The sequence below is a fragment of the Embleya hyalina genome (genome assembly GCF_003967355.1).
Classification (GTDB): domain Bacteria; phylum Actinomycetota; class Actinomycetes; order Streptomycetales; family Streptomycetaceae; genus Embleya; species Embleya hyalina.
Genome location: NZ_BIFH01000013.1, coordinates 132,715 through 149,066 on the forward strand (window position 1 = coordinate 132,715; position 16,352 = coordinate 149,066).

Genomic DNA, 16,352 nt, shown 5'->3' on the forward strand with positions numbered 1-16,352 from the left:
CGGAGGTCGTCTCGTCGTTCTCGGGCGCCGGCGCCGCCTGTTCCCGTGCCGCCTCGATGTCGACCGGTGCGGGCGCCACCGGCGATGCCCCCGACTCGACCGCGCCGATCGCCGCGATGAACTGCGTGCGCCCCGCGTCGGCCGCCACGGCCGGCGGCACGAAGAGTCCCGTCGGACCCGATTCGACCGCCGCGGGCGCCTCCTGCGGCGGTGCCGCCGCCTCGTCGCGGACCAGGCTCCACCACCTCGGCTCGTGCAGGGTCGGCCCGCCGCTCGACGGGTCGCTCCGGGTCGGGTCCGCGGGGTCCGAGGTGTCGAGTCGGTCGATGGTCACGTCAGAACTCACTCTCGTCCTTTGTCGGGCGATCGAAATACCAGTGCCACCGAACGTGGGCGCATCCTGCGGTAGGCCCGGACGTGCGGGCGAGGCCGGCCGTCGATCCGCCGCACGGCGCCCGCCACGATCGCCCGATCCCGCCACGCGGCATCCGCGTCCGCCTGTTCGATCCCGCGATCCCCATAGGCGATGTCGTTGACCAGGGAGGCCAGTCCGGGCAATCGTGCGCCCGCCTCCGGGGGCAGCCGGGTCGCGCCGTACTCGGCGATCTCGCCGACCGTGAGCGACCCGCTCGTACGCAACCCCGCACCCAACAGGTCGTCGTTGATCTGTCGCCAGGCACCGATGACCTGCTCGCGGGGATCGCCCCGGCGACGTCGGCGCCGGGCCAGGACGGGGCCGATCCCGGCCGCGGCCAGATACCCGACGACGCCCGTACCCGCGCCCGCCGCGACGAACGGCCACCACCGGGTCCCGTCCCGGTGCGCGGCGCTGCGGGTCGCGGTGTCCGGCGCGGGGCCCGAGCGCGTCTGCCCGGCGATCTCCCGGTCCTTCTCCGCACGGGTGACCGGTTTGGCCGGAGCACTGGTCGCGGGCGTCTTCTGCTCGGGAGCCTGCTTGCGGGCGCCCGAGTCGGTGGCCTGTCCGGGCGTGGGGAAGAACGGCACCCAGCCGACCCCCTCGAATTCGACCTCCGGCCACGCGACGATGTCACCGCTGCGCACCTCCCGGACACCGTTCGCGCCCTCGCGTCCGGCCGAGAAGCCCACGACCACCCGGCTGGGCAGATTGAGCGTGCGTGCCATCACCGCGAAGGCGGTGGCGAATTGCTCCGACGTCCCCTCCTTGGTGGTCTCCAGGAAGAACTGGAGGTTGCGATACGAGTGGCCGGGCACCGCGGAGATGTCGTAACGGTGATTGGCGCGCAGCCACTGGGCCAGGCGCAGTGCCTGCTGGTACGGGAAGGTGCTGCCCGAGGTGGCGACGGTGGCCTTGGCCCGCAGCGATTCCAGGGCCGGGATCGGCCGTCCCGTCGCATCGCTCTCGGGAAGGGCCGTGTTCGCGGGATCCTGTGCCGCGGGCAGGAACTGGAGGCGGTCCGGATCCAGTGCGGGGACGCGCGTGTCGATCCGGTAGCGCGTGCCCGAGCGCAGGCCCGAGCCGCTCGCGATCACCCCGCTGTCCGGATCGACCCGCAACCGCAGGCCCGGTGCGTCCACTTCGGTGGGCCGGTCGGTGCCCGGCAGCCAGATGTCGCCGAGGTCGCGCAGGGTCACGGTGTTGACCACCGTGGACAGCACGGGTGGTCGGCCGTCGGGCGACTCCGGGACGCGGCCGGCGGTGGCGCGCAGGTTGCGCACCGGATACCAACTCGACCCGTCGTAGCGATCGAGCACGGTCAGCCGCCAGTAACGATCGGGCGCACTGGGCCCGTCGACGCTGAACATCGGCTGGTCGGGGGACATCAGCCACGCGGAGATGCGATCGAGCGGGCTGATGCCCGTCAACCGCTCCGGCCGCGGCAGCGCGACCAGGTCGCGCAGATCGGGCGGGCGCCTGGTGCGGGTGCCGGGCAGGTTGGGGCCGAGAAGGGCCGCGACACACGCCAGGGCGATCACGATCGGTACGCCGACCAGAGCCGTGCCCAGAGGTGGCAGCCGTTCCGGCGCCCGGATCAACAGCAGCAGTCCGATCGCGCCGATCATGGCGACCACGACCGGGAGATTGGAACCGGGGCCGCCGACGCCCAGGACGACGGGGACGATCAGCGCGAGCAGCGCGGGTAGCGCGGGCAGCGACACGGTACCCGTGCGCAGGGCGAGTTCGGCGCCCGCGAGGGCCGCGACCCAAACGCATGCGGAGACCAGGACGAGCAGTTCCCCGTCGGTGGGCGCGGGCAGCACGGTGGTCAGGATCGACTTGGGCGCGTCGACGACGGCGGCGGCGATGTCGCGCATGCCCGAGGGAGTGGGAAGGACGTGCCCGACCGCGCGGTCGCGAAAGAGCGAGGCGGAGACGACCAGAATCCAGGCCAGCGCGGACAGCACGAGCGAGGGCCACAACGGCCGTGTCGCCCGGGCCTTCTCCGCGTCCGTCACGAAACGTTTGGGGCCGCCGGAGCAGGCCAGGACCACGATGGTCGGCACGATCGCGGACAGGGCCGCCGTGAGCATCACTTCGCCGGTGCCGAACACCCGGCGGAACGCGAACCCCACACACAGCGCGGCGGACGTGGTCGCGACCAGCGACCACCCGCGACGGCGAATACCCGGGCCGCTCATCGCACCGCCTCGCGGTGCCACGCGCGCGCGAGTTCCTCGAGGTCGGTGACCAGCAGCCCGGTCACCCGCGCCGGCAGCGGCAGCGCGGCCGGCGGCGGGCCGGCGGGGGCGGCCACCCGGATCACCACGACCCGGTCGAAACGACGCGTCACCCGACCCAGGGCCTCGAGTTCGGCGGCCGACTCGACGCCGGTGACCACCACGAGCGTGTCGCTGTCGCGACCGCGCTCCAGGATCTCGAACGTGTCGCGCAGCGAGTGCGCCGCGTCGGCTTCGACCAACGCGAACAGATCCAGCAGGCGTCCGGAACCGGCTTGGCGATCCCGCGCGCCCGTGAGCGGCCCGGCGCCGGTGAACACGTGCAGGGGAAAGTTCTTTCCGGCCACCGCGGCGGCCACCGACGCGGCCACCTCGACCGCGACCTCGAACGTCTCCGCCGATGTCGACCACGGCGGTCGGCCGGCGTACGACCCGACGCGGGTGTCCAGCACGACCGTGGTCGCCGGCAGGCTCACGTCGATCATGCGGCGCACCATCATGACCCCGGTACGCGCCGTCGAACGCCAGTGCACGCGCCGCAGATCGTCGCCGAGGGTGTACTCGCGCAACGAGTGGAAGGTCAGCGTGCCGTCCTCGGCCGTGTCGGACGTGGGTCCTTCCAGGTGGTGTGTGCGGCCGGCCGGCAACACCGGCAACGGAACGGTGCGCGGTCGGACCAACAGGGTCTCGACCGCGCCGTGTTCGCGCGCGCGTCGACTCAGGCCGAGCGGATCGCCGCGCACCAACGACATGGGGCCGACCGAGACCCGGCCGCGGACATGGGTGGGCAGCGGGTAGCGGGCGCCGACCTCGGCCCCCGGGGGCACCGCCGGCAGCGTGGCCGGATACACCGGCTCACCCGCGACGTGGTCCTCCGCACGCAGCCCGCGCAGCGGCCGGGTACCGGTGTTGACCAGTACGACGACCGCGTGGGCGGCGTCGCCGCGCGCGACCTTGGTGGGAACGACCGTACGCCGGGCCCGTACCGACGGACGCGGTGCCGTCCACGCCAGTGCGAGGGTGACCGCGGCCAACGCGGCGACCCCCAACACCCGGGCCTCGCCGTACCCGAGCCCCCAACCCACCCCGCACAGGACCGCGCCGACCGCCAGCATTCCGCGACCGCCGGTGGAGAGCATCAAGCGTGGCCCTTCGCAGCGGTCGGCTGCGGCGCCGGCACCCGGTCGAGGATCTCGTCGAGCACGTCGGCGGCCGTGACACCACCGAGTTCGGCGTCCGGGGCGAGCAGCAGGCGGTGGGTCAGGATCGGTCGGGCCAGCGCTTTGACGTCCTCGGGAAGGATGTGGTTGCGCTCCTGTGCCGCGGCCCGCACCCGCGCGGCCCGGACCAGGGCGACGCTGCCGCGCGGCCCGGCGCCCAGCCGGGTGTGCGCGTTCTCGCGCGTGGCACGGGCCAGCCGCACGGCGTAGTCGACGACCGGCTGTGCCGCGCCGACCCGGTGCCGGGCCACCTGGACGAACTCCTGGATGTGCCGCGCCGTCGCGATCACGGGCAGGCCCTCGATGGTCGCCCCGCCACCCGCGCCCGAGGCGACCGCGATCTCCGAGGCGAGGTCGGGATAGCCGACGGTGACCCGCATCAGGAAGCGGTCGAGCTGGGCCTCGGGCAACGGATAGGTCCCGGACATGTCCACCGGGTTCTGCGTCGCGATGACGATGAACGGGCGCGGGACCTCGTGGGTGGTCCCGTCGACGGTGATCCGGCCCTCCTCCATCACCTCGAGCATCGCCGACTGGGTCTTGGGCGAGGCGCGGTTGATCTCGTCGCCGATCACCACATGGGCGAAGACCGGTCCGGGCAGGAATTCGAACGTGTTCGTCGTCTGGCGGAACATCGACACACCGGTGATGTCCGACGGCAACAGGTCGGGAGTGAACTGGATGCGATGCCAGGACGCGTCGATGGACGCGGAGATCGCCCGGGCCAGCGTGGTCTTGCCGGTGCCGGGCACGTCCTCGACGAGCAGGTGGCCCTCGGCGAACAGGGCGATCAGGGCGAGGTCCACGACATCGCGCTTGCCGACGACGACACGTTCGATGTTGTCTCCGAGCGCGCGAAAGCACTCTCGGAACAGCCGCAGGGCGTCGCCGGCGTGGAACTGGGGGGCCTCGGCCGGCTGGTTGCCGTTCGCCGGGGTGGCGAGCTGGGTCACGGTGCTCCAGATGGGTGGAACGGCGGGCGACGGGCGAGAGAACCCGCCGCCCGCGAGTGATCACACGATGGGTGAAGCCGGGGTGTTACTCGCACTCCCACAGCGGAGGCGAGAACCTCCCGCTGTCGGAATTGGGGGTTCGCACGTACAGGTCGCTGACATAGCCCGAGGCGGGTTTGCCCGGCCCGGAGTAGTCGACCCGGTCCCACACGGCGCTGTGCACGTTGGTGGCCGTGCGGGTCACGTTCTGGCCCATGGTCTGGCAATGCACCGTGATGGTGCCGGTGTAGTTGCTGCCGATCTCACCCCTGCGGGTGGCGGCGTCGATCCGTGGCCCGGCGTGAATGCCGATGCCGATCGAGTTGTTCCGGTTGGGACCGACCTTGTAACTCCGCTTCGGCGGCGTCAGGTCGATCGTCGTGGTGGCGGAGCCGCTGCCGGCCGCGTTCTTCGCGGTGATCGTGACGGCGTACTTCTGGCTGTTCTTGAGGCCCTTGGCGACGTACGTGGTGTCGGAGACGGCGTACGTGTTCGCGCCGATCTTCACCTGGTAGGTGGTCTTGGGGTCGGCGCCCTTGGCCAGTGTCCACTTCAGCGTCGCGCCGTGCCCGCCGCTTGCCACGGTGACGCTCACGTTCTCCGGCTTGGGCGGCTTGACACACGGTTGAATGGGTTGGGACCAACCGGAGTTCATCGTCTTTTGGCCGGCGAATTCGGCACTGACGAAGAACTTGTACTCCTTGCCGCACTCACCCCCGGAGACGGTGAACTTCATCGTGCCGCCGGGAGCGACGGCGTCGGGGGTGACGCTGAGACCGGCGGTCACGTTGCCCAGCGTGTACCGGGTGGGCTTGGCGCCTTCCGAGGGACTGAAGGTCAGGGTGATCTTCCCCTGGCTCGACGTGGCCTTGGGCGTGCCGGGCGCCTTCATCTCGGGCGGGGTGGTCGGTGGGGTGCTGGAGGGCGGGGTGGTGCCCGTCGGGCTCGTGCCACCGGTCGGGCTCGTGGTACCGGTCGGACTCGTGGTGCCGGTCGGCTCGGTCGTGCCCGGCGCGGACGAGGTCGCGGACGCCGTTCCCGGGGCGGTGGGCGTCCCGGCCGTCTTCGTCGGTTGCGGCTTGGGGGTCTCGACCGGGTCGGCCGGCGTGGTGTTGCTCGGCAGCGGCACCGGCAGCTGCGGCGTCTCGTTCGTGGGCGGCCGAGGATCGGGCTTGGGCTTCGTGTCGTGCGTGGGCGGCGGCGGGAAGGGATCGTCGCTGGGCACGTCCTGCGGCGGCGCCTCGCCGGCGCCCGGCAACTGCTGGTCCTCGGCGGGCGGTTGCGAGGGCGGAGGAGTCGAGGGCGGAGCGGAGGTCGCGCCGGCGCCCGGCGGCCTGGTCAAGGTGGGCGTGGCCTGGTCGCCCGGCACGCCGTCGGCGCCGGGTTCGCCGTCCTTGCCGATCCGATGGATGCGACCCTGGACGTCGACGACCGCCGCCTCGGCACTGTTCTGGTCGTTGACCCAGAGTAGGCCGTTGTTGACGTACGTCTCCAGCGTGCCCTTGGTGCCGGTGACCTTGATCGGCTCCTCGAACCTGGCCTGGACCGTGTTGTAGACGAGCAGCGCGCCCGTGTCGAAGTCCGGCACGTAGACCTTGGCGCCGAGCACCGACGGGCTTCCGTAGGTGTGTTTCTGCGTCTGTATCGGAGCCGCCTGGACGGAACCGCTGTTGATGTCGAGAAGGGCCAACGAGCCGGTGTCGGACGCCAGGAAGGGCACGACCGCGCCCTCGCTGACACCGGGCACCAGGAACCTGTCGGGCGCTCCCTTGGTCAGGTCGGTCGGCAGCTTGAAGGTGCTCGCGACGCTCGTCTGGGTGAGCGTCATGGCCTTGCCGGCGGTCACGTCGGTGACCACCACCCGGTCGGCGCCGGACTTGCGTTCGCCCTCGTTGCCCGGCGGCGCGGCCTTGACGAGGGTCAACAGCAGCGGATGTCCGGGCTCGGCGACCTTGATCGGCGCGCCTCGGTCGGAGCCTCGGATCGGCACCACCTCACCGGTGGCCGACAGCGGTACCCACAGCGTGCCGTCGGCGTCCGCCTGACTCTTGCCCAGCGGGATGCGCCCGCCCTGGGCGTCCTCGAACACGATCGGCGGTCCGATCGTGGCGAACGAGCCGAGCGCGTTGCCGGCGTCGGTGGTCGGTCGTGGGTCGATGCGTTGCACCTCCCCCTTGCCGGGGCTGATCCGCCACGCGTTTCCGCCCCCGGTGGCGATGTCCTGGTTGGGGGTTCCGTCCGGCGAGGTCTGGGCGACGGTGAGTTGGCGGGGGTCGATCTGGTTGAGCTGCCCGGTCTTGCGGTTCAGCACCAGGACGGTCTTGCCGTCCGTGCTGACCTGCAAGGTGGTGGGGTCCTGGCCGCCGGGCAGGGTGATCCGGGCGTCGACCCGTCCGGTCAGGCCGTTCACGTGCACGACGAGGTTCTTGGAGCCGCTGGGCAGCCACGCGCCCACGTCCGAGAGGTCGGAGTCGGCACCGGCCGCGCCGATGCCGACCACGACCGAGGCGGCGATGACCGAGACGGCCGCGCCGATCGCCACGATCGCGGTCGGACGGTTGCGGTCCAGGCGCAGGCGGGACAGCCCGGGGACGCGGGACAGGCGGCTTTCACGCGGCGGGACGGACTGCGGCTCGGGATCGGGTTCCCGAGCCGACGACGGGGTCGGCGGGTCGGGCGCTGGGCGCTGGGACATGGGGCTTCTCCCTGGAACACGGACCGGTCCACGATCCTTGGGTATCGAGTACACGGCCGGGGTCGGCCGACGTGAACGTCGACGCTTGCTTCGGATGCTGTGACGGAAGTGCCGGCCGGCCCCCTGCGGGACCGGCCACTGGAGCGGTGGGAAACGGACTCACTTCGCGGGCGGGGCGCTCGCGGGCGAGGCGTCGGCCGCCGGATACATCGCGATCGCGGCCGATGACGTGGTGTCCTCCTCGCGTTGGACGGAGAGCGTGAACAACCCCGTGCCCGACGCCGTGAGCAGATCCGGGACGGCGGTTTGCGCGGGAAGCGGATCGATCCGACGCGTGGCCAGATTCACGACCGCCGGTTCCTTGGCGGGTTCCGCCTCGTCCTCGGCGCGAGGGGCCTGTCCGTCCGCGAGCAACGAGCCGAACGCGATGCCGTCGTCACCGACCGCGCCGAGCGCGACGCCCCGGCGGTCGTGGTCGCCGGCCAGGCACGCGAGAGTGCGTGCGGACAGGTCGAGCGCCAGCGAACCCGCCACGACGTAGCGCCCGTTGGGGGCGGCGGCGAAGGACGATCGCAACCCCTGTGGGTCGACCTCGCCACCACCCGGCGCGGGGCACGGGCCGGAGAACAGGAGCGCGCCCGACCCGGGATCGTGTGCGGCGTACAGGGTCGGCTTGCCGGCCTCGCCCGCCCAGGCGATCACCATCGCGCCCGGCAGGGTGCCGAGGAGCGTTGCGCGCGTGCGTCCCTCGGGCCCGATCTCGGAACTGCTCCAGCCGCCGACGAGACCGAATCGACCCTGGGGTCGGGCCGGTATCTCCGCGGTCAGTACGCCCCCGGCGACGGTGGACACGGGCACGTCCCGCACGGTGCAGCCGTCGCCGTCGGCCTCGTCGCACACGGTCGATCGACGCCGGTTCCCGGCGGGCACGGTGTTGCTCGCGCCCGTCGTCGGATTCCACAGTGTGGCGGGATCCGCCTCGATGACGCCTTCCGAGGCGTCCTCCACCCGGTTGCCCTGGAAGAGCACGCCGCCGTCGCCGATCGAGACGGCGACGGCGCCGAAGTCGCCGGGGGTCTCGCGTTCGAGATGTTGCGTCGACGCCACGGCGTTGCCCGACGAGGAGACCGGGAACGTGTCCACCACGGTGAGTCGGCGCGAGCGCACGAGGCCGTCGCCGGGAACCACGCCGAAGCGCACCAGGACCGCGACCTCGCCCACCGCGGTGTTCACCACCCGAAGCAGCGGAGGCCGCGCGATCTGCAACCTCTTCAAGGGGGCGGACGACCAGACCACGGTGCCCTTGTCCGCGCCGCGGGCGATCACGACGGTTCCGTTCGGCTTCCCGCCGGCGGTCGTCGCGGGGGCGGGTGCCGCGCTCGCCGAGGATTCCGGCCGGGTCGGGAACTCGTCGCTCCCGGCGAACACGTCGAGCAGGTAACCGGTCCGGGGCGCGACCGCATAGACGCGGTTGGTTTCCTCGTTGCGCCAGCCCTTTTTGCCGTCGAAGGTCGGCGGCACCGACAAGGTGGCCGCGCCGACCGCCGCCGGGGCCACGGGGTTGTGTTCCTCGGGTGATGGTTGCTCACCGCCGAACGACGTGCAGCCGGTTGCCGCGCCCAGGGTCACAAGCATCGCGGCGAGCGTCGACAGCGCCCGGCGGCGTCTCAGGACACGCCGAGAGGCCAAGGTGTACTCCTGCGCTGTGCTCGATGTCCGAGATCGGCGTCTGGACGCCGTCGAATTCCCTGATGACGCTAGGCCGTCGCCATGGGGCCGACAACCTTTCCAACCCTCGACTGGGCAAGCCGATACCGCCATCGGACGACGGCTGTGCACTGCCTCACCGGGATCGTCGGTTTCGACCGATCAGTCGACGGCTCGTACCGATGAGACCTTCCACGACTGGGCGGCCGAAGCGCGCTCGAGCGAGACGAAGACGGTCATCGTGGTGGCCGAACCCTTCCAGCCGTCCCGCCCGTTGGGCGTGATGGTCAGGGTGAACGCGTGGAAGGCCGTGGTCTCGGTGTCCTCCGGCTTGCCCAGGTCGTCGGCCGACGCGGCCGTCACGGCGGTGACGGACCTGTGCTCGGCCCAGGCGAGCCAGACCCCGCCGGGCCCCGCCACCTGCGGACTCAACCGCAGGCTCTCCGCGTACTTCGGTGTCAGGAACGGCGCGGCACGCTGCGCGGCGTCCCACTGCGTCGCGTCGAGTTCGGTGTCCACCGTCCACATGGTGACCACGGCGGCCTGCGCCACGGCGATCGCGCTTGTGCCGTCGACCCCGGCCGGTGCCGGCAGCGACGCGGAGGGTGTGCCGGTACGGCCCACGAGCGCCGGCAACGGAGAGGCGGAGACGGAGGGTTGCGGGTAGGTCGCGGGCGCGCTCGCCGTCCCGCCGGGTCCTCGGCCGGGGGCCGAGGGCCGCCCCGTGGAGTGGGCGTCCCCCGCGTTCCCGCCGCCGCCGAGGCCGCATCCGGCGAGTGTGGCGACCAGCGTCAGTGACGTCAGCAGTACCGCGGGCCTACGCATCTCAGGCCTGCGCCGTGGTGGCGACGGAATAGCGCTGGACCGTCCAGACGTCCGACCTGGAGAACCGGGAGAAGGGGTCCTCCCTGATGATGGTGCCGGTCTTGTAGGCGTTGATGGTCGTCGAGTTCCCGACGTACAGGGCTACGTGGTGGGTGGCCTCGGTGCCGACCGCGCTGCCCGAGGTGAAGAAGATGACGTCCCCCGGTTGCATCTTGGCTTCCTCCGCCCTGCTCGGGGGGCCGACCGAGGAGAGGATCCGTTGGCCCACACCGGACTGGGGACCCGTGGTACGCGGCAGCTTCAACGCCCCGCCGGACGCCTGGTAGAAGACGAATCGCACGAAGCCGGAGCAGTCGAATCCCACGATCCCGGCGCCCTGGGCGAATCCCTCGCTGGGGCCGGTGAAGGTGCCGCCTCCCCAGGAATACGGATACTTGCCGATCGTCTGCCTCGCGACATTGACGGCGCGTCCCGCGAGTGTCTTGTTGTCGCCCGTGTACACGGCGTTCTTCACCTGCGGCGCCGAGTACTTGCTCATGATGTTCTTGATCCCGGGGACGTATCCCTGGGTCTCGTTCCACGGCGGAATTCCCCGGTAGTAACAGACGGCGCCGGGGCCCGCGTTGTAGGACGCGAGCATCAGATCGAACACATCGCCGCGCGTCTCGCCGGCCTTGGGCCCGGCGTTGGTGTAGACCCTGCCGTGCATGGTCATCGTGCACGTCTTGTACTGCCCCGCCTGGATCTTGCGGACCTCGCCGGCGAGATAGCAGTCGTAGCGCTCCTGAGCCATGATGTTGGCCCGGGGGTCCGTCTGGGGATAGCCGCCGCCCCAGGTCGCCCACGTCGTGGGGATGAACTGGCTCAGCCCGATGGCGCCCGCCGGACTCACGATGTTCGGTCGCCAACTGCTTTCCTGATCGATCTGCGCGGCGACGACCGTGGGAGTCACCTCGGGGCACACGTTTCCGGTCTGCGCGACGAACGATCTGAACGCGGCCGGAACGGCGTTGACGTTGAAGGCCATGTTCAGGAAACCCTTGGCCATGTTGAGCGGGTTCGTGACGGCGGCGATGAGAGTCGCCATCAGGACGACGAAGGCCACGAAGCTCCCCGAGAAAAGGCCCAGGATCAGCCCGGTCTTCCTCTTCTTCTTGCTCATCGCCCTTTCCCCGCCCCTTGTGTGTTGTTCGACGAACGGCCCGGTTATTTCCCGGTCGCGATTCCCTTGGTCAGCTTGGCGGCGGTGGACAGCCCCGGGACGAAGTCACCGAGGCGCAACGTCGAACCCACCACGTCCATCGTCTGTTCCGCCCTGCCCATCGTTTCCCCGATGACGTTGTAGACGGATTTCAGGATGTCCTCGACGCCGGTCTCGTCGGCCATGACGGCTCCCCTTCCTCGTGGCTCAGAAGCCGATGTTCTTGTTCAGGACCTTGTCCTTGGGATATCCGGTCCGCGGTTCCCGCGGCTCCTCGTGCTCGTCCCGCCGCCGCATGTCCTCGAAGAGCGATTCCTCGACCCGGAACCCGGGGTGGTCGAGCAATCCGGGCGGAACGGGGGTCAGGGGCAGGGCCGGCAACGGGCTGCCGCTGTGGCCGTCCCTGGGATCGCAGACGGCGAACGGCCCGATGTCGGGATCCATGAGCACACGAAGGTGCGGGTCGGCATGGTGGGTCCACCAGATCGAGCTGCCCAACGCCGCGTCCCGGCGCAGGTATTCGAAGGCCCGCCACAGGCTCGTCAGTCGGGCGACGGCCTCCGGATGAGCCCACCAACTGGGGCACCACACGGCCAACGACCGGTTCAGCCGGCGTCGGAGCAGCGGCGCCAGATACTCGGTGACGAACACCTCCACCGAGGAGAAGAACAGCTTCTCGGGCCGCGGCGCCGCCTCGTTCGGGTCGTCTCGGCCCACGGGCGGTTCGGATTCGCCGGGATCGTTCATGAAACCTTCTTGAGGGCCACGGGCGAGTTCTGGGCACCCGGATCGAATTCGGCTATCGACTCACGAATCTCGTCGGCGTACGCGGTCTCCCACCACGGGACGGTGCGGATCAACGCCGGTTTCGCGCCGCTGAACTGCACGAAGGCGCGACCGCGCGGCATGGATGCCAGGTCGGGTACATCGAGCACGGGCTCGGTGCGGGAGCCCTTGGTGACGTTGCTCTCGAAGAAATCGGTCGACTTGCGGGAGTAACTCCTGGTGCCCGGCTCGAAGATGCCGGAGGCCGCCGAGAGGTCGCCGAGGAACTTGGTGTCCAGGACGCCGCCCCCGTAGACGCGCACGTTGGCCGCGCCCCACAGTTTCGCCATGCCGACGTCGCCCCACGCCGCGGCGCCCTGTGCCCAGGACTGGAGCATGGTCATCATCACGATGCCGCGCGAACCGAAGTGCGAGTACTTGTCCGGCAACGCCTTCCAGGGGCAGACGTTCGCCGCCTCGTCGAGCACGAAGAGCATCGGGATCGGCAACCGGCCGCCCGGACAGTCGCGTCCGGTGTTCTCGGCCTCCTCGGCGATGGCTGCGGTGAAGGCCATCACCAGGGGGGCGGCCATCTTGTTCGTCTCTTCCGAGAGCATGTAGAGCGTGTCCCCGCCGCGCACGAACGCCTTGTAGTCGAACGCCGGGCGGTTGGGGTTGTCGCCCGGCTCGATCCACGCGGTCACCGTCGGCGCGACGAGGAAGGACATGATCTGGGCCGCCGTGCCGTAGACACCGGCCCGCTGGCGATCCGGCGCGGTGATCACCGAATCCACCGCGTCCGCCGAGGCGGGGTGTCCGCCGTCGCGCAGGATGCGTTCGGGAGTGTCGTCGGTGGGGCGGGTGAGCCAGGTGAACACCTGGGTGATGGTCTTCCCGCTGATCGACGCGGCGAGCAGCAGGTGCGCGATCAGGTCCTCCGCCGCGGGCTCGAAGTAGGCGTCGCTGCGCGCGTGTCCGGGTCGGTTGATGCCCGAGAAGCGGCTCGCCATCTTGACCGCGAGCGTGATGCTGCCGCCCACGTAGGACAGCGGATCCCAGTACCACGTGGGTTTGGCGCCGGCCTGGTTCTGCGGGTCGAACACCCAGACCTTGCCGCGCCGGGCCCGCGATGCCCGGGTCGCGTCGACGATGTCGCGCTTGTTCGAGGTGACGACCACCGCACCGGGCGCCGCGACGATGTTGGGAATCGCCCGCGACGTGGTCTTTCCGGTGCGCGGCCCCCAGATGTCCACGTGCATGTCCTCCCACGAGCCCCAGACGTCGAGCCCCTGGCGCACGGTCTTGCCGATGTACAGGCCGGGCGCCTCGGCCTGGGACACGCCGAACTGGTCCGCCTTGCGCCGCACTCCCTTGGTCGTGGACGCGCCGAGTTCGCGTGGGGTGGCCAGGTAGGGAATGGCCCGATCGATGACGAGCAGGCGGCGGCGATAGACCACCACGAGATAGGTCGCGCCGGCGGTCACGGCGGCCATGAGCAGGCACAGGACGACGCTGATCACGGTGGCACCGGTACCCGGCCAGGTGTACTTCTCCAGCACCAGGCCGAGCAGGATGATCGGCGGGGGCGGCGGCGCGAGGTCGGTCTCGGCCCTGGTGAGCGTGGCTCCCACCCACATCGCCCCGGTGACCGCCATGAGCACGCCCATGACGGCGAGGATCATGTACATGTCGCCGTAGGGATTGGGGCCGCGCTTGTTATTGGTGGCACTCACGTCACGAGGCTCCTCTCGATGGTCGGCGATGCCCGCCGTGGGAAATGAACGTCATACGATGATCACGAATTGAACGATGGAGGAGGCGCTGCCGACGATCAGGGTTCCGACGAACACGTAGATGGTTCCGTGGGCCATCTCCGTGCCGGAGCGGCGGGCGCCGACGAATTGGAAGAGCAGCCAGAAAGAGCTGAAGAAGCAGCCCACCAGACAGGCCCAACTGATCCACCCCGCACCCTCCATCAGCGGTCCCGTGACCTCGGGGGGAGCCGAATAGTCGGCGGCGTCGTAGGCGTTCTTGTCACCTCGGCCCGGGGGTTTGTAGCCGTCCGTGAACCACGGATTGTCCTGCAGGCAATACGACTGTTTCTCGACCTCGAGGATCGGCTTGCCGGTGGCCGGGTTCTTCCACAGGCACGGATGGGTGGTGAGATCCTGGTACTTCGACTGTCTGATGTCGGCGCAGCCCGCCCGGTTGTCCTTCGGGATCGCGTCGCACGGATTCTCCTCGATCCGCCCGGGATCGGGATGCCCGTTCTTCTTGTGCTTGCCCTCCAGGAGCCAGTGGTCCAGAAAACTGGCGTCTCCCGCCTTGCACCACGGAGGCTTCAGGTTGTGCAGGGCGTTGAAGGGATCGCCGTCCGGAATGTTTTGATAGTGGACGTCGCTACTGCTCCCGTTGCAGCCGTCGGCGTCATTGGACATGTCGAAGGCGATCTGTCCCGGGCAGTAGATGCGGAACAAGACCCCCTGGAGATCCTTGGGAACCTGGAGGCAGATCGTCGGACTGCCGGGAGTGTTCGGGTAGTCGGTGGCCTGTGCGGACGGACCGCTCCACACGAGGACCGAGGCCACCGCGAGAAGTACCAGGACCAACCGGCCCACGACCGCGCCGAGCCTCGCCCCGGCGTCGGGGCCACGCAGCTTTCGACCGGCCATGTCACGTGGTCCATTTACGGTTGGTGTCGTTGATGCGCAACTCGGAGGGTGTGAGCTCGACCTGGACGGGGATTCCGGGCCGGCCGCCCACCTTGATCATGAATTTCCCTCGACCGGGAGGGGCCGAGTCGGTGCCCAGTTCGCTGTCCCAGGAGGGAGGAGTGGACCAGTCGGTGATGATCTGCTGCTCCGACTCGGTCATGCTCACGACCTCGGTCAACTGCGGCATCTCCGCGGCCGGCAGCCCACCGCAGATCACCATGCCGGCGCGCTCGACGAAGCCCTTGGCCTTCATCCGGTCCTCTTCGGCGGGCAACGCCAACAGGTCGGACATGGTGTGCGTGATCATCGCCATCCCGACACCGCGCTGGCGATTGAGGCGAGTCAGCGCGTCGACCCGGTCCACCAGGCCCCGGCCTGCGCGCAGCACACGCCAGAGTTCGTCGAGGATGACGAAGTAGTGCCGCTGCGGCTCCAGTCCGGCGTCGGCCAGGGCCTGGGCCACCGAGATCGCGCCGAATCCGTAGCTCCAGCAGGCGAGCAGGGCGGCGGCCTGGAGTTGACCCTCGGAGTCGTCGATGCTGCTGACGTCGAAGCAGACCGGGCGGTCGTGGTGCATGGCCTCGGTGGTGGGGTGCGCGAACAACTCGCCCAGCCGGCCGCCGCCCAGGAGACCCACCAGTGATGCCTCCAGGTCCTCGGTGATGTCCCGATAGCGGGTGATGTCGCCGCGGTCGAGTGCCACCGCGCGGACGGCCTCGGGTGCGTCCTGCAACAGCCGCACGAGATCCTTCATCACCGGTACGCCTTCGTGGCGGTCGTTGAGGACCGTCAACGCGGTGTTGAGGATGCTCTCCTCACGGTCGGTCGGCGGCCGTCCGCGCAACACGGTGACCAGGGACGCCACCGCGTTCAGCCGCCGGCCGTGCGCCTCCGCCAGCAGCGCCTGCCGGGCCTTGAGCGGCAGCCGCGCGGCGGCCTCGGTCACTTCCCCGGGGTCGAGCACGTTGAGATAGCCGCGTCCGCGTCCCAGCGAGATGACCTGCCCGTCCAGGGCCTGGATCAAGTCCACGTAGTCCGGCTTGAGATCGCCGAACACGACCGGACTGACGCCGTACCCGGCCAGCCCCAGGGCCTGCCGACGCACGATCGTGGACTTGCCGAGACCGGGCTTGCCCAGCACGAACTCACTGGGGTTGAGCAGGAGGTTGGCCCGGGTGAACCAACTGATCGGGTCACAGCACACCGTCGCGCCACCCGCCAGGGACCGGCCCAGGGGCACCCCGACACCGGGCGTGCCCGAACCGGCCCCAAACGGCCACAGACCGCAGACCTGCACGGTCGTGCCCCGCCACTCCGGCGGGGTCTCGACGTACCCGGGCGTGCCCTGTCCCCAGCCGCGGTAGCCGCGAGGTCCGGGGCGACGGATCAGCGGCCCGGGCAGCGCGTCGGTGCTCTTGTTCGCCTGCTTCTTCGCCTTCCGCCCCCGGCGCCCTCGGGGTTCGGCGGACGCCGACGACGACGGAGCCGACACCGACTGGTCGAAGGTGGGGCCACCACCGAGCGAGGTGTCACTCGTCAACGGGCTCAACTCCCTTGGTTCTCGAAGTGCGTGTG

Annotated in this window: 12 protein-coding genes and 1 pseudogene; all 13 read right to left on the reverse strand. The window is 70.3% G+C overall.

Annotated features, from left to right (window positions below; genetic code table 11):
- A pseudogene (locus EMA17_RS51535) lies at positions 1-346 on the reverse strand (hypothetical protein); the annotation flags it as partial.
- Positions 343-2,619 carry a transglutaminase TgpA family protein gene (locus tag EMA17_RS00665; RefSeq protein ID WP_126634858.1) on the reverse strand — a complete coding sequence of 759 codons (2,277 nt, stop codon included), beginning with the start codon at positions 2,617-2,619 and terminating at the stop codon, positions 343-345. The pseudogene EMA17_RS51535 and the gene EMA17_RS00665, both read right to left, overlap by 4 nt.
- A complete protein-coding gene (locus EMA17_RS00670) occupies positions 2,616-3,797 on the reverse strand; it encodes a DUF58 domain-containing protein (RefSeq protein WP_126635506.1) in 1,182 nt (393 codons plus the stop codon). Before EMA17_RS00670 ends, EMA17_RS00665 begins: the two co-directional genes overlap by 4 nt.
- A complete protein-coding gene (locus EMA17_RS00675) occupies positions 3,797-4,831 on the reverse strand; it encodes an AAA family ATPase (protein ID WP_126634859.1) in 1,035 nt (344 codons plus the stop codon). The genes EMA17_RS00670 and EMA17_RS00675 overlap by 1 nt, the downstream gene beginning before the upstream one ends.
- An 85-nt stretch (positions 4,832-4,916) precedes the next feature.
- Positions 4,917-7,565 (reverse strand): fibronectin type III domain-containing protein, encoded by a 2,649-nt coding sequence (locus EMA17_RS00680; protein ID WP_126634860.1) that lies wholly within the window; start codon positions 7,563-7,565, stop codon positions 4,917-4,919.
- Positions 7,566-7,724: 159 nt separating this feature from the next.
- The gene (locus EMA17_RS00685; protein WP_126634861.1) at positions 7,725-9,200 is read right to left on the reverse strand and encodes a hypothetical protein; all 1,476 of its coding nucleotides are present in this window, start codon (positions 9,198-9,200) and stop codon (positions 7,725-7,727) included.
- 234 nt (positions 9,201-9,434) lie between these two features.
- A complete protein-coding gene (locus tag EMA17_RS00690; protein WP_126634862.1) occupies positions 9,435-10,097 on the reverse strand; it encodes a hypothetical protein in 663 nt (220 codons plus the stop codon).
- Between the two features lies 1 nt (position 10,098).
- Positions 10,099-11,259, reverse strand: coding sequence for an NlpC/P60 family protein (locus tag EMA17_RS00695; protein WP_126634863.1), 1,161 nt, complete (start codon positions 11,257-11,259; stop codon positions 10,099-10,101).
- A gap of 44 nt (positions 11,260-11,303) precedes the next feature.
- Positions 11,304-11,483, reverse strand: coding sequence for a hypothetical protein (locus EMA17_RS00700; RefSeq protein ID WP_126634864.1), 180 nt, complete (start codon positions 11,481-11,483; stop codon positions 11,304-11,306).
- Between the two features lie 22 nt (positions 11,484-11,505).
- Positions 11,506-12,045, reverse strand: coding sequence for a DUF4913 domain-containing protein (locus EMA17_RS00705; protein ID WP_126634865.1), 540 nt, complete (start codon positions 12,043-12,045; stop codon positions 11,506-11,508).
- On the reverse strand, positions 12,042-13,796 hold the full coding sequence (locus EMA17_RS00710) for a type IV secretory system conjugative DNA transfer family protein (RefSeq protein WP_246126371.1): 1,755 nt from the start codon (positions 13,794-13,796) through the stop codon (positions 12,042-12,044). The genes EMA17_RS00705 and EMA17_RS00710 overlap by 4 nt, the downstream gene beginning before the upstream one ends.
- A gap of 51 nt (positions 13,797-13,847) precedes the next feature.
- Positions 13,848-14,735 carry a hypothetical protein gene (locus EMA17_RS00715; RefSeq protein WP_126634866.1) on the reverse strand — a complete coding sequence of 296 codons (888 nt, stop codon included), beginning with the start codon at positions 14,733-14,735 and terminating at the stop codon, positions 13,848-13,850.
- Between the two features lies 1 nt (position 14,736).
- Positions 14,737-16,317: a putative type IV secretion/conjugal transfer ATPase gene (locus tag EMA17_RS00720; RefSeq protein ID WP_126634867.1), complete on the reverse strand. Its 1,581-nt coding sequence runs from the start codon at positions 16,315-16,317 to the stop codon at positions 14,737-14,739.
- Positions 16,318-16,352: the final 35 nt, after the last annotated feature.